Below are 14926 nucleotides of genomic sequence, written 5' to 3'. Positions count from 1 at the left end.
AACCCATACTGAATTAAGCACTGAACCTGCATGGTCGCCTATTGATCCATGCAGGTTCTCTTCATTTTAATTCCGTAGATCGAACGTGAGGCACGTCCTGTAACAAAATAATCAGTTGCTCGCCCCGGTATGAACCCGGCAGTTGCAACGTGAACTCAAGCACAGTCTCTTCCACGGAGTCTGTGCTTGTTTGCTGTTCAGTCTTAAATCCGATGACCGAGATTTTCTCCTGCCCCAGCAGTGCCAATACAGTCTTCAGGGCCTCTCCCTCATTTTGCAGATGGATGGTTAACGTCTCTGTTCGGGCGGATACCAGCCAGCGTGTAGGTCTATGCAGTAACATCTGTGCCACGACAATAAGCAGCGTCACGCCTGCACCCGTCCAATACAGACCTGAACCCACGGCAAGTCCCATGCCCGCCGTAGCCCATATGCCAGCTGCTGTGGTTAATCCCCTGACCGTGTGACGCTGTGTGAAGATCATGCCCGCTCCAATGAACCCCACACCGCTAACGACTTGTGCAGCGATCCTTGAAGGGTCAAGGGACAGATTGTCCCAGCCAGCCTGATCCTGGAATCCGTATTTCGATACAATCATCATCAGGGCAGCACCTACAGCAACCACAAAATGAGTACGAATTCCTGCCTCTTTCATTCGATTCTTGCGCTCATATCCGATTAGCACACCACATATTCCAGCTATGAGTACACGCATCAAATATTCCACTTCCATGCACATCACCTCTTTCATTATGTATATGCTTACATTAGTCTATCTTTACTATTACCCAATCTTTCACTGACCATATAAGTTGAACTAAAGATTATTTACACTGGCACTACGATGACAGAACAACCTTCCAATCGCTGTTATCCCCAGATTTTTTCTATTCCCTTTCCTAAAGGGGAAAATCAGGGGATAAAGGCGAACGCTTCGCTTTTTCAGGTTTTTTCTGTCCTCTCCGTTATCGTGTAAATGATTAATTCATCTTATACAATAAAAGCCTCTACTCATGTCAATTCTCTGCCCGAAAATTACTCCCTCGTCTCTCTCCCAATCCGAAATAATGTCTGAAATTATATATCAGCGGATGCCATTCCTCTGGATTAATCTTGTTCGGCCCAGATATTAATCTTGTGTGCGCGTGCACCTTCAATGCTTTCACTTCAACAATCGCCATGAACGGTGTATGTTCGGGAATACGTATGTGTTGTACAGCCGCTTCAATCTGGAGCGGACATTCAGCTATTTTATCTGGAGCCACCTGAACCGAGCATTCAGATGTCAGTCCAGCTACGGTGAATTTATCATGACAATATTCATAGCCCATCTGCCTTTTCTCCTCAGGAACCGGGCTAACTCCCGTATAACGACCCAATGCCTCAACCTGTTTCCACATAGTCGCATCCGGCAAATTAATCACACACTCCCGATGTCGACTCAGATTTTCATAGGCTTTGCCTTGAGTACCTAGACCGAGAACCAGACAGTCTCCAAGCGCCCAAGACGAAGATAATGGTGACAGGTTGGTTGACCCATCCTCATTTAATGTGCTTAGCAGCAATACAGGCGTACCATAATATAAAATACTGGGATTAATCGTTTCATGTTGAATCACTGCTGGACTCTCGGACAACTGCCCTGTAGCAAAGTCCTGTTTCGTTATCTTTTTCACCCTGTACCTCTCCTGTTCCCATTCCAATGATTTATAAGCTCAATCTGACCCATATGGGACGATACAACTGGATTGTAATACAGTAATAGTTCAGATATGATCGAAGTATGAATGTATATCCGAATATTACTGTTATTGCGTCGTTAATCGCTGATCCAAGCCGTGCTATTTTTCTGTCATCCTTGCTAGATGGGCGTGCGTTGCCCGCAGGAGAGCTTGCTCATATGGCAAGTGTCACTCCCCAGACGGCAAGCAGCCATCTAGCTAAACTCGTAGAGGGAGGATTACTTGAAGTTGAACAACAAGGACGCCATCGATACTACCGTCTGGCAAACAAAGAAATTGCTAATCTGATTGAAACGATGGCCAGTATTGCTCCGCCTGTACAGATCCGTTCTCTCAAACAATCCGATCAGCTTCAACAACTGAGCCATGCACGGACCTGTTATAGTCATCTGGCCGGAAAATTGGGAATCTCGCTCTGTGAAGCGTTAGTACAGAAGGGGTATCTTTCAGAGCCCGAAGAGGCACACAGCAAGGATTATCAAGTTACAGAGAAAGGAATACAGTGGTTCACTACGTTCGGAATTGAACTTCAGATGAAGCCGGGATCACGCCGGGCCATCGCTCGCAAATGTCTGGATTGGAGCGAACGCCGTCATCATCTCTCAGGTATGCTTGGGGAACAACTCAGACATCGGTTAGCGGAACTGGACTGGATTCGTCAAAAAACAGGAAGTCGCTCTGTCCAAGTAACGGAAGCAGGCAAGAAAGGTTTATATGAGATGTTGAGCATTTCACTTTAGGCTGAAGCGTACACGAGGGATAACCAAAGATCAGTAAACGCAAAAAATCCCCTTCACACTGACCGTTAACCGGTCTAATGTGAAGGGGATTTTTTGTGCAATCAGAACGGAGAGAGAGGGGTACTCTCACTTCGTTCGAGACTGCGAAGTATTGCTAACGAAGCTTATGCTCCGACGAACCTTTAGGGTTCTCATCCCTTTGCAGAGAAGTTTAATTCAGAACGGAGAGAGAGGGATTCGAACCCTCGCACCGCTTACGCAGTCTAACCCCTTAGCAGAGGGTCCCCTTATAGCCACTTGGGTATCTCTCCAAGAAATGGCTCCCCGAACAGGGCTCGAACCTGTGACAACTCGATTAACAGTCGAGTGCTCTACCAACTGAGCTATCAGGGAAAATTAACTTGAATAAGATTAATTTATCATGATTAATAATCCAAGTCAACATCCCTTCCATCACTTTCTCTAATACATTGGATGATACACACATCAGATATTCTGAAGGCCCAGTTTTCCCGCGCAACGACCACAGCGATAACGCTTCGGATCTATTTTCCGTTTGCGCAAATATTCCGTACCACAGCTCTTGCACACCAGCTTATAACGATATGGCAGCGGCTTTCTGCCTTTGCCGTCAGGAAGTGATTGGCAGTAACGCGAGCCGCCTACCTTCTGCAATAAAGCCTTGAATTCCGGGTCACGATGCTGATAGCCGCGCCCACGAATATGCAGATGATAGTGACACAGCTCATGTTTGATGATTTTCTCAACCTCATCTCGCCCATAGGCTTCGAGTTGATGCGGATTGATCTCAATCCGGTGACTTTTGAGCATATAACGCCCACCCGTCGTGGTCAGGCGACTGTTAAACAACGCTTCATGGGTGAACGGTACTCCGAAATGATCCAGTGATACCTGTTCAATCCATTGTTGCAATTCCTCATTTTCCATCGGTATCCTCTCCTTGCACCCCCTCGGAGCATTTGTTTTTCCGGCATAATACTTGAATTTTAACCGTTTCGTAGGCTACACTGTCAAGTAGAATGTATGAGGGGAGATTATTACTCGTTATGCCTACAATGCGCTATGTCATCCTGCAGCAGGAACAACAATTGCAGTTCGTGGAAATGCCGGCAGATTACGCCTATCAACTCAGTGCGCTCAACCTGCGCCTGCACAAGGAAATTGATAAACTCACTGCAGCAGATGTCCCTGTCCTGCCTTGGGCGATCGCCGAATGTGACAGCCTCGATCTCCTAAACGAAAATCTTACTATCATCGGCGGCCTTGATTATATCAATGCGCTTGAAGAATCTTTTGCAGCACTACGTGAAAGCCATTATCCTTTGATTTCTCTGCTTACCGAAATCCGGGCTCTTCAGGCCCAATTGGAACAATGGTATGAAGAAGAGATGGAAGCTCTCTAATTCACCGCAGGTATCATTTTATAATGATGAGAACAAAAAGCACATCTCCCTGAATTGGGATTTGTGCTTTTTTTTGAGTGAAAAAGATTGATTTGCCGGAGGCCTCCACTTATCCCGCACAGTCCAGGCTATTGCCACATATGCTAACGTACAGATGAATTATGCAAGAGGAGGAGATACCCTTGCCTCAATGGCTTTGCAATCAACTGATGCGTGCATTTCACAAAAAGGACAGCCGGCAAATCAAGTTGCTGAACGAATGCTGGTTCTTTTATCGTAACAAACCAGCAAATGGCACACCACGCAGCGCGGAGAACGAACTTTAAGAGGTTGTTCATAAAAGTCTACATCGGATTACGAAGGATGGCCTTTTGAACACGCATTTTAAGAAAATGCACATATTGCCCACCGTACTTACTAGAGGAATTAGAACGAACAACGGGACTATTCCTGTCGACAACAAACAGCCTTCCTGGTTAGGGAAGGCTGTTCTCCAATCCTATTACTTAAGAAGTCTGTTGCGCAGAAGCAGGCTTCTTCATCGTAAGGCCGACACGGCCTTTTTTGGTATCCACATTCATAACCCAGACCGTTACATTATCCCCTACAGATACAACATCCATCGGGTGTTTAACATATCCGTTGCTGAGCTGTGAAATATGGACAAGACCATCACTCTTAATTCCAATATCAACAAAGGCACCAAAATCAATTACGTTCCGAACTGTACCTTGCAGCTCCATGCCTTCTACCAGATCCTCAATTTTCAATACATCTGTACGGAAGATTGGCAACGGCATTTCTTCACGCGGGTCACGTCCCGGACGCTGCAAGCTGTCCAGAATGTCACGCAATGTAGGCACACCTACGTCCAGTTTCACAGCCAATTGCTCTGGCTGTTGCTCTGACAGTAATACCGACAGTTCCTTACTGCCCAGCTTGTCCAGTGCAACCTGAAGCTCCTTGAACAGCTGATCCACAACCTTGTAAGACTCAGGGTGAATAGGTGTACGATCCAATGGATTCTCGCCCTCACCAATACGCATAAAGCCTACGCACTGCTCATAGGTTTTGGCACCCAGACGTGGCACCTTCTGAAGCTGACGGCGGTTCGTAAACCGGCCATTTTCTTCGCGGTACTTCACAATGTTTTTGGCAATCGTAGCGTTAACTCCGGCAACATATGACAGCAACGAAGGTGATGCCGTATTCACGTCCACACCCACATGGTTAACTGCGGATTCCACGACAGCCTTCAGGCTTTCTTCCAGAATCTTCTGGGATACATCATGCTGATATTGACCCACACCAATGGCTTTTGGATCAATCTTAACCAACTCCGCAAGCGGGTCTTGTACCCGGCGTGCAATGGAAGCAGCACTGCGCTCCGCAACATCCAGATCCGGGAACTCTTCCTGGGCCAGCTTGGATGCAGAATACACACTCGCACCTGCTTCGTTAACGATCAGGTACACAAGACTTTCATCACCGTTCTCCTGAATGATCTCGGCAACAAACTGCTCCGTTTCACGCGATCCGGTACCATTACCAATGACGATCAGTCCGATATCATATTGCTTGATCATGCGATGGAATACTTCCGCAGCTTCACGTTTCTTGTTGTGTGGTGGCGTTGGGTAGGTCACCGCCACTTCCAGCAACTTGCCCGTATCATCTACTACAGCCAGTTTACAGCCGGTACGATAGGCCGGATCGACACCCAGCACACGTTTGCCATGAATCGGCGGTTGAAGCAACAGGTTACGCAGATTGGCCGAGAATACCGATATGGCCTGATTTTCACCCTTTTCCGTGAGTTCTCCACGAACTTCGCGCTCAATGGAAGGCGCAATAAGCCGCTTGTATGCATCTTCAATCACATCACGCAGGATATCCTGCACGGCAGAAGCACCACGAATGATCTGTCCTTCCATATGGCGATGGGCCGGTTCTGCCTGTACGTCCAGGCCGACTTTCAGAATACTCTCACGTTCACCGCGATTAATCGCGAGAATACGGTGTGGAGGCATCTTTTTGGCTAGTTCGCGGTAATCATAATAATTCTCGTACACGGATTCCTCTTGAGCATCCTTCGCTTCTGAAGTCAACATCCCGTGATCCAAGGTGTACCGACGAATCCAGGCACGAATGGCAGCATCATCTGCGATATTCTCAGCGAGAATGTCTTTGGCTCCCTGAAGTGCCGACTCCGCATCTTCTACACCCAGTTCAGCATTGATATATTTCGCAGCTTCCTGGAGTACATCGCCTTGTTTCGGTTGACCCCAGATCCATACAGCAAGGGGTTCAAGACCTTTTTCCTTGGCCACACTGGCACGCGTTTTCCGCTTCTGACGGTAAGGTCGATACAAGTCTTCCACTTCCTGCAGCTTCACAGCCTGCGTAATGGATTGCTTCAGTTCTCCGGTCAGTTTGCCCTGTTCCTCTATAATACGGATGACTTCCAATTTGCGATCCTCAAGATTGCGCAGATAAACAATGCGTTCTTCAATCGATCGCAGCTGGTTCTCATCCAGCTCTCCAGTCATTTCTTTACGGTAGCGGGCGATAAATGGAATCGTATTGCCTTCGTCCAGAAGCTCCGACGTTGTGCGGACCTGCTTCAAGGACAGTGACAGTTCCTTGGCTACCTGTTTGATGATTCGTTCATGGCGTTCTGCCTTTATTGTTTCTTCATTGGGTTCCAGAACCGTTTCCTGTTCAGACAAAATAAATCCCTCTTTCCTTCCTGAATCGTTCGTTACAATCATTTCAGGGCAGCTTTGCTGCTGTAATTACAGTATAGTTAAACCATTTGTTTCTTCCACTCTACCCTATATTATCACAAAATCACGTCCAGATTTCCATCAATCCTTGAGCATACAAGTTCTGACAGAATCATGTTATCCTCCAGCCTTCCCCATTACGTCAAAAAAAGACCGAAAAACGTCATCACGACGCTCCCCGGTCCTTCCTTTTTTTAAAACTTTATATGCAATTGCAGTCTAGACGCGCTCGAACCGGAACATCTCGCTCAGATAGTCTCCTGATGTGCTGCCTACAGAAATACCACCATACATCAAGGCATCGCCGGTAAAGGTCTCCGAGCCGCCTTTCAGACGGTAATCCGCATTAGGGTCCAATCCTTTCAGCTTCAGCCGCTGAAGTGGCGCATTGGGCTCAGAGAGCACGCGGAAGTAGAATACAACGGCTTCGCTTCCGTCCGGTGCAATAAACATCCACGCCGTCTCATTGCCTTCAAACGGACTGAGCAAGCGACGGAATGTTCCATATTGAACCGTTCCACGAATCTCTTTGTACAGCTCAACCTGGGCTTTCACGATGTCGTTCTCTTCCTCCGTGAATTTTGTCAGGTCCAGCTCGTACCCGAAGTTGCCCGACATCGCAACATGACCCCGAATCTCAAGCGAAGTGATCCGGTTCACCTGATGATTCGGTACCGCTGAGATATGCGATCCCATGGAACTCACCGGGTACACAAGACTGGTACCGTACTGAATCCGCAGACGGGATATAGCATCCGTGTTATCACTTGTCCACGTCTGTGGCATGTAATACAGCATACCTGGATCGAAGCGGCCACCACCACCTGAACAGCTTTCGAACAGAATGTTCGGGAACGCCGAAGTGATTCGTTCCATGACGTCATACAACCCCAACATGTAACGATGCGCGGTCTCACGCTGTCTGTCTGCCGGAAGCAATGCAGAACCCACTTCCGTCATATTCCGGTTCATGTCCCATTTCACATAAGTGATTGGTGCAGAACCAAGTACGTCTGTTAACATGCGCACAATCTCATCACGTACATCCTGACGAGAGAAGTCGAGGACCAGTTGTTGACGTCCTTCTGTCCGGCGACGATCAGGCACATGCAGACACCAATCCGGATGCGCACGGTACAGCTCACTGTCTGGTGAGATCATCTCAGGCTCAAACCACAATCCGAACTGCATGTCCAAACCTGTTACGCGGTTAGCCAGATCATCCAGACCCTGTGGCAATTTGTTCTTATCTACAATCCAGTCGCCCAACGAGGAGTTGTCACTGTCCCGATGTCCAAACCAACCATCATCCAAGACAAACAGCTCAATACCCAGCTTCTGTCCAGCACGAGCGATCTGTTCAATCTTGTCTGCATTGAATCCAAAGTAGGTTGCTTCCCAGTTATTGACCAGAACCGGACGTTCCGCATTACGGAACTTACCACGCGCAAGACGCTCCCGATACAATTCGTGGTAGGACTGTGACATGCCGTCCAAACCTGCAGCCGAGTACACCATAACCGTCTCAGGTGTCTGGAACGCTTCCTGTGGCTCCAACTTCCAGCTGAACTCGAACGGGTTGATCCCGAGTGATACACGGGTGGTGTGGAACTGATCCACTTCAGCCTGTGCAGTGAAGCTACCGCTATAGACGAGACTGAATCCGTAGACTTCACCCTGATCTTCGTCCGTACCTGGTGTCATCAGCGCAATAAATGGATTCTGCTGGTGACTGCTTGAACCACGACGGCTCTCAATTCCTTGCAGGCCTGAAGCAAGCGGTCTACGAACAATATCACGTTCCCGTGTCCATGCACCTGACAATTGCAACAATTCATAATCCGCATGCGGGAAATCAACAGATGAACTGAGCGCACGCACCACATTCACTGAGGTAGCGCTCTCATTAACGATACGCATTGAGCGTGTAATTGCATTAAATGCCGTAAAGGCTGTATAGGAAAGCTCGATTTTGATGCCTGCAACGCGGTCTTCCAACTCAATAACCAACGTCTCTGCTTCTTCATCAGATTCAACATACGTTGCTGGTAATCCAGTAAGCGCTGCCTTTCCTTTGATCAATCGATGACCTGTATACGTAAACTCTGAAACCGTTGAGCCATTCTCAAGTTCCAATTGGATTGCAGGATTACGGAAATCACTCGTGCCATACACTGGCAATTCCACTGGCAACGTATCGAATGAGATCGTACGATCCTCTGGCACAGGGTTAGGGCTAAAGGACGCTCGTTCTGTCCGTACATGCAACCAGCTCAGATCGGTGTCGCGTAATTTTTTGCCATAATACAAATGCACCAAATATCCTGAAGGCAGTACCTGAAATACGTAACTGGCCTCACGGGTCTGTAAATGAAATTGAAGTTTCTCCTGATTGATGTAAATGCTCATATGTCTCCTCCACCTCTATATATAGGTCTTTCGGGTAAACGGTTTCTCAGGTTTCATTATAGCGAAAAGATCGCCAATGTTCTACGCTTTCATCAAGCTTTAATCAAAAGAGCGCATAACAGCCCGAAGGATGTCATACGCTCTTTTGGTTACAGTCTGAATTCAGTGTGTTCCCTTAGGAACATCCATTGCCAACGGACGGCAGGGCAGCGTACAAGACGCTGGTTACTGCCTAAAAATCGATTAAACCAAGGCTGATCTGTAAGGCTTCGTTGACCAATTTCATGGTCTCCTCGTCCAGATGGGTAATCTTGTCAGTCAGCCTCTGCTTATCAATCGTCCGTATTTGTTCGAGCAAAATAACCGAGTCCCGGTCAAAGCCATGTGCCGCCGCATCAATTTCAACATGCGTTGGCAGCTTTGCCTTCTGAATCTGGGCGGTGATAGCCGCCACTATACAAGTTGGACTGAACCGGTTGCCGATATCATTCTGGATCACCAGAACCGGCCTGACTCCACCTTGCTCGGAACCGACAACGGGAGAAAGATCCGCAAAAAAAACGTCACCACGTTTTACGATCAATGTCTACACCCCGCTAACTAAGCGGTCCAGAGTGCTGTCCGCATCTTCCTCCGCATGAAAGGCTTCGGATGCCATGGTCAGATTAATTTTTGCCATCTCCATGTACCCTCGCTGCATCGTTTCACGGATGTAACGTTTCTTACGCTCCGTTAAATACAGCTTCATAGCCTGCCTAATCAATTCGCTGCGGTTGGAATTCTCCAGCGCTACGATGCCATCCACTTCCTGCAAAAGATAATCAGGTAAACTGATCATGATCCGCTTGGTGTTCTGCAAGTTGGCCACCTTTCTTCCACCCCCACAAACCTTTCGCCATTGTGAACCAGTATTACGTTTTTCCAGAACTTTTATACAAAGGAATATATATGCCCCGAGTATATCAAGTATGCTGTACTCCATTATAAACACGGGGAACAATATTCGTACAGACCAAACATCTCAATTCAGGAATTAAATCCTTACCGTCATACATAATTCGAGATGCTCCGACAGTTTTCCTTCTGTTCTGAAAAAAAGTTTATTGGTAATGACGTCCAGTTTAACTATCAGGATGTCAAAAGTGGATTGATTCTGGCGACTACTGCTCCCCCGCGGGTATATACCCGCGGAATGCGGTGCGCCATCATGCAGATCACCTCATAAGCAATCGTACCGAGCTGGATTGCCACCTCGTCTGCGGTTATTACGCCACCAGACTGATGACCGATGAGGACAACCTCTTCGCCGACTTGAATTTCTTCCGCCTCTTCCGCGAAAGATTGTAACGACACCATACACTGATCCATGCAGATCGTACCGACGACAGGGACGCGGCGGCCGCGTACAAGCACTTGTGCTTTACCTGTCAGCATTCTGGAGAATCCGTCTGCATATCCGATCGGCAGGGTCGCTATTCGTTCGTAACCTTGCGTAAAATAACGGGTTCCGTAACTGATCCCCCAATGGGGTGGCAGTGTTTTGACCAGAACCGCTTTTGTCTTCAGCGTCAATACCGGGGACAGCTTCACCACCTGATGATTCACCTCAGCCGAAGGATACAGTCCGTACAGGCTTATTCCCACACGTACCATGTCATAGGACAATTCCGGTGTATCAATGGCAGCGGCGCTGTTCGCCGTATGTATAATCGGGATGGAACATCCCTGATCCCTGAGCGCATGAACCACGCCTTGGAACCGTCTATACTGCTCCAGTGTATAGGTTTTGTCTTCTTCATCTGCTCTGGCAAAATGGGTAAACATGCCTTCCAGCATCACCTGATTGAGCGAAGCTACTTCCTGAATGAAAGCCAATGCCTCATCGCCAGGCAACAGACCTAATCGGCCCATACCGCTGTCGATTTTAATATGAACCTTCAGTTTGTTAGCGAATGTGCTCGCATCCAGATGTCGAATGGCGTCAAGCACTTCCCTGCTGAACAGTGTGACGGTCACATCATGTTGCCATGCAACAGCGATCCCTTCAGGCGGCGTATAGCCCAATACCAGAATTGGAATCGTAATCCCATGTTGTCGCAGTTCCAGAGCTTCGTCAAGAAAAGCCACACTTAAGTAATCCACACCCACTCGTTCCAGTTCCCTAGCCGTCTCCACCGCTCCGTGTCCATAGGCATTGGCCTTCACACAGGCGAGGAATTTCATGCCCTGAGGCAATGCCTCGCGGAAAGCTTCTACGTTAGTACACAAATGATCCAAATTGATGTCCGCTTGGGTCGGCCGATATTGTCCTTGCACGTTAAGTCACCTTCTCTAATCATCTTAATCCGGCTCACGTCAGACTCCATCGTAATGCTCCAGCATGTGACTGTCAAATGAACCGAAGTTTCGCATTCAAAAACAGATGTAAGGTGCGCCGTTTGAGGAACAAATGCGAACACAGAAGAAGACCAATAAGCGAGATTGGCAGGGCTAAATTCCACTTTCCCACCCCAGCAAAATCTGCTTATATCGATTATTTACCCGGTTCCCTCTGCGTAGAAGCGCATTTTGCATTATTGGGTGTATTGAGTAAGAAAAACGGCGCCAGATGAATACCTGTCTTACATCAAAGCAAAGCACCGGAGAACGGGTCTCCGATGCTTCTTAGCATTCCTTATGTTTATGCTACTATTCGTTCATTCGTTCAAAAATCATTTGCCTGACTCTTCCTGCATCGATGTTGCAATGCGTACCATTTCGTTCTGAGGCAGGTCTGCACTGGTGATCCGATACTCTATACCATCTGTCATCCATGTCAGTGTCTGCAACGCATCTCCGCTGATCATCCCCAGTGTGAATCCAAGATCCACTACACTGGATGGAGCAAGCGATACGGCTCGATCCTGCGGTCTGGCTTCGAATATCGTGTAATTATATGTTCCTTCATAACGAAGCATAACCGAATAGTCCCCAGCCTCTTCCAGAATCTGATCATCCTTGAGCTGCACACCTTCTGGCGCATAAGTCGGCTGAATTACACCAAAACTGTCTGCCCCTTCCGGCTCTGCAAGCGTTGGTTCTTCGCCTTCCTGACCTGTTGCAGCACCCTCTGTACCTTGCTGCTCTGTGTCACCACCTACACCCGACTGTCCATCAGTAACGGCTCCATCAGGTTCAGGCGCTGTCTGAGGATTGGCAGGTTCTTTACCGCCCTCACCTGTTTGCTCCGCAGGAGTTACACCAGAATCCGTTCCTGTTTTGCCGCCTTCTTCTGTATTGGCTGTCATGTTACGTTGCATATCAAATGCATCTTTCTCAAATTCAGTCCCGAATTTGAAGGAGTCAAACTTCACATCCACAACCACATTGGCATTGGAGTCGGATACCTCCACCTGTTTAGGTGCGTAATCCGATTTGTTCAGCCAGATTTTCTGTCTGACAAGTGCGTGTGTATTATAATTGGCAGCTACATCAAAAACATAGCTCTCCTTCTCATCCGCAAACTGACGGGTTGTATCCCCCGTAATGCTCCGAATCAATGTTTCATAGAGATATACCTGTCCCTGATTATCTGGCCAATTGCTCTGAAAACGGAAGCTTTTGTTCTGGCTCGGCGTCAAAACAAACACGCCTTCATCGTTACGCAGTACAATCTGTGTTACATCCTTTTTGGCATTCGTTAACGCAATACGATAATAGGAAGGCTTCTGATGCCATACCTCGACCTTGTACTGCTGCGGCGTATCTCCGGTATGCAGCGTCATCACGCCTGCCCCCTGGTAACTTTCCATCTCTCCTACGACTTCGTTCAGATCTTTGACCACAGCTGCCGCATCCTTCTTCCCGCAGGCGGCAAGTAAGGCCGATAAGACCAATACCATGGCAAGCATCCATGATATTCGGCGCATGACATCATCCCCTTTAGCACATGTTTTCACTTCAGGATTGTGCTTGCAGCAGAACCCCTACTTGATTAGTACATGTTATGAGGGACTTGTTCGATATATGCGGACTAGTTTGACAAGCAATCGGTGAAGTCCGTTAATACGGCATTGCTACGCAAAATCAGTCTCGGGGAGGATGTTAACTTTATCCAGAAAAGGCATAGTGGATTGTAGGAAATTATTCGTTTATTGAATATTGGGAGGGGAAGGTATGACGACAACTAAGCTTCGTACATCACTGGAAGGACTGGATGAATTCATCGACGAGCAGCTTCGATTATGGAATGGTATCGGCACAGCGGTGGCTGTGATTCATAAGAATGAAGTCATCTGGCAAAAGGGCTACGGTTATCGTGACCTGGAGTCCAAACTTGAAGTTACCCCTAATACGTTGTTTGCCATCGGTTCAAGTACCAAAGCCTTTACCGCAGCAACCGCTGCTCTGCTTGTGGATCAGGGGATACTGGACTGGGATACCCCTGTGAAGTCGTATATGAAAGACTTCAAGATGTTCGATACGGTCGCAACAGAACGTCTCACTATTCGCGACATGTTGTGTCATCGCTCCGGTCTTCCAAGGCATGAGTTGGTATGGTACAACTCCCCACGCACAAGAGAAGAACTTGTTCGTACATTACAGTATCTGGAGCCAAATCAAGATTTCCGAAACAAATGGCAGTATCAGAACCTGATGTACATGACGGCAGGTTATCTGGTTGGACAATTGAAAGAAAATTCGTGGGAAGAGGTTGTTCAGAAGTCTCTATTTGACCCACTAGGTATGAACTCAAGCCTATTCTCTGTCGATGAGATGCAGCTTCAGACTGACTATGCCTGTCCTTATATAGAGAAAGATGGTCAGAATATTAGAACTCCTTTTCGAGCCATCGATACCATAGGACCCGCTGGTTCCATTAACAGTAATCTAGTCGATATGATTGCATGGCTTCAGTTCCAATTGCATTCAGGAGAATGGAAAGGAAAATCATTGATCTCTAAGGAACAGATGAAGATTATGCATAGTCCTCAGATGCCCAGTGATTCGCCGTTCATAAGCCAAGAACTGCCTGTGAGTACATATGGTCTGGGCTGGATGATTGAGCCATATCGTGGACATGCCATGATTCATCATGGTGGGGCTATTGATGGCTTCGCATCACAGGTTGCCTTTTTGCCAGAGGAGCAGATCGGGATCGTAGTACTGAGCAATACCAACGGAAGTGTTATTCCATATACGGTTGCTTTTCATATCATGGACCGACTGCTTGGATTGGAACCCGTCAATTGGAGTTCCAGAATGAGCAAATTAATGGGGAAAGCATCAGCAGAAACGGAGACTAATCCGGAGAATCCTTTGGAAGTACCTATTCAGCCAGACTCTGCCGTTGAGGAAAAAGTTGAAGAACCTCACATTACACCTTGTGATCGTCCTCTCATCACTTATGCAGGTATTTACACGAATCCTGGTTATGGCGAGATGTCTATTAAGGAAACATCGGACGGGTTACAAGCAACCTTTAACGCCATCGAAATGCCTATGGAATACACCGGAAAAGATACGTTTTCCGTCGAATTTGTGTTATTCGGTCTGAAGGTCACGTATACGTTCGCCCTGAATGAATCAGAAGTTGCACAATCCATCTCCATTCCTTTGTTGCTTGAACCGGGTACAAAGCCTATTGAATTCATTAGGGTTTCGTAAATGATCAAAACCTATATAAATTAAACTAATTAATGTTTACACTGGTCACTCTGATGGCAGAACAACCTTCTGATCGCTGTTATCCCCAGATTTCTTTGATTTCTTTTCATAAAGGGAAAATCCGGGGATAAAGGCGAACGCTCTGCTTCTTCAGGTTATTTCTGTCCTCTCCGTTTTGT

General features: G+C 47.4%; 13 protein-coding genes and 2 tRNA genes. 4 read left to right on the top strand and 11 right to left on the bottom strand.

The features are described 5' to 3' along the window. Window positions 1–61: 61 nt before the first annotated feature. Window positions 62–733, bottom strand: a complete 672-nt coding sequence (locus MKY87_RS22795; protein ID WP_340966318.1) for an MgtC/SapB family protein — start codon at window positions 731–733, stop codon at window positions 62–64. Between the two features lie 283 nt (window positions 734–1016). Continuing rightward, the gene (locus tag MKY87_RS22790) at window positions 1017–1619 is read right to left on the bottom strand and encodes a flavin reductase family protein (protein WP_340915274.1); all 603 of its coding nucleotides are present in this window, start codon (window positions 1617–1619) and stop codon (window positions 1017–1019) included. Window positions 1620–1783: 164 nt separating this feature from the next. Between MKY87_RS22790 and MKY87_RS22785 the strand changes: the two genes are divergently transcribed. Beyond that, a complete protein-coding gene (locus MKY87_RS22785; protein ID WP_340909301.1) occupies window positions 1784–2482 on the top strand; it encodes an ArsR/SmtB family transcription factor in 699 nt (232 codons plus the stop codon). 222 nt (window positions 2483–2704) lie between these two features. On the opposite strand, the gene MKY87_RS22780 is transcribed toward MKY87_RS22785, so the two are convergent. From MKY87_RS22780 to MKY87_RS22770, 3 genes are all read right to left on the bottom strand, one after another. Beyond that, window positions 2705–2793: transfer RNA gene (locus MKY87_RS22780), tRNA-Ser, on the bottom strand. A 6-nt stretch (window positions 2794–2799) separates the two neighbouring features. After that, window positions 2800–2875 (bottom strand) — tRNA-Asn (locus MKY87_RS22775). Between the two features lie 93 nt (window positions 2876–2968). Then, window positions 2969–3430: a SprT family protein gene (locus MKY87_RS22770; RefSeq protein WP_036669054.1), complete on the bottom strand. Its 462-nt coding sequence runs from the start codon at window positions 3428–3430 to the stop codon at window positions 2969–2971. 119 nt (window positions 3431–3549) lie between these two features. On the opposite strand from MKY87_RS22770, the gene MKY87_RS22765 reads away from it, so the two are divergent. Both MKY87_RS22765 and cmpA read left to right on the top strand, forming a co-directional pair. Then, window positions 3550–3906, top strand: coding sequence for a hypothetical protein (locus tag MKY87_RS22765; RefSeq protein WP_017690032.1), 357 nt, complete (start codon window positions 3550–3552; stop codon window positions 3904–3906). Window positions 3907–4088: 182 nt separating this feature from the next. Beyond that, entirely contained in the window at window positions 4089–4232 is a 144-nt protein-coding gene (gene cmpA, locus MKY87_RS22760; protein ID WP_017690033.1) for a cortex morphogenetic protein CmpA, read from the top strand. 180 nt (window positions 4233–4412) lie between these two features. Here the strand turns inward: cmpA and MKY87_RS22755 are convergent, their stop codons facing one another. The 6 genes from MKY87_RS22755 to MKY87_RS22730 all read right to left on the bottom strand — a co-directional run bounded on the left by MKY87_RS22755 (window position 4413) and on the right by MKY87_RS22730 (window position 13009). Continuing rightward, complete coding sequence (locus MKY87_RS22755) at window positions 4413–6635, bottom strand: Tex family protein (RefSeq protein WP_338592166.1); 2223 nt, start codon at window positions 6633–6635, stop codon at window positions 4413–4415. Window positions 6636–6911: 276 nt separating this feature from the next. After that, entirely contained in the window at window positions 6912–9101 is a 2190-nt protein-coding gene (locus MKY87_RS22750) for an alpha-galactosidase (protein WP_340966316.1), read from the bottom strand. Between the two features lie 232 nt (window positions 9102–9333). Beyond that, window positions 9334–9684, bottom strand: coding sequence for a type II toxin-antitoxin system PemK/MazF family toxin (locus tag MKY87_RS22745; RefSeq protein WP_024630714.1), 351 nt, complete (start codon window positions 9682–9684; stop codon window positions 9334–9336). A 3-nt stretch (window positions 9685–9687) separates the two neighbouring features. Further along, on the bottom strand, window positions 9688–9969 hold the full coding sequence (locus tag MKY87_RS22740) for a CopG family ribbon-helix-helix protein (protein ID WP_017690037.1): 282 nt from the start codon (window positions 9967–9969) through the stop codon (window positions 9688–9690). 260 nt (window positions 9970–10229) lie between these two features. Continuing rightward, window positions 10230–11417 (bottom strand): alanine racemase, encoded by a 1188-nt coding sequence (alr, locus tag MKY87_RS22735; protein WP_338592159.1) that lies wholly within the window; start codon window positions 11415–11417, stop codon window positions 10230–10232. 395 nt (window positions 11418–11812) lie between these two features. Further along, window positions 11813–13009, bottom strand: coding sequence for an outer membrane lipoprotein-sorting protein (locus tag MKY87_RS22730; RefSeq protein ID WP_338592156.1), 1197 nt, complete (start codon window positions 13007–13009; stop codon window positions 11813–11815). A 247-nt stretch (window positions 13010–13256) separates the two neighbouring features. On the opposite strand from MKY87_RS22730, the gene MKY87_RS22725 reads away from it, so the two are divergent. Then, window positions 13257–14747, top strand: a complete 1491-nt coding sequence (locus MKY87_RS22725; RefSeq protein ID WP_339785547.1) for a serine hydrolase — start codon at window positions 13257–13259, stop codon at window positions 14745–14747. The last annotated feature ends 179 nt before the right edge of the window (window positions 14748–14926 follow it).

The sequence above is a fragment of the Paenibacillus sp. FSL R7-0198 genome (assembly GCF_038000415.1).
GTDB lineage: Bacteria > Bacillota > Bacilli > Paenibacillales > Paenibacillaceae > Paenibacillus.
Note: the sequence above shows the minus strand (reverse complement) of the source record. Positions and strands in the feature narration are given on the sequence as shown.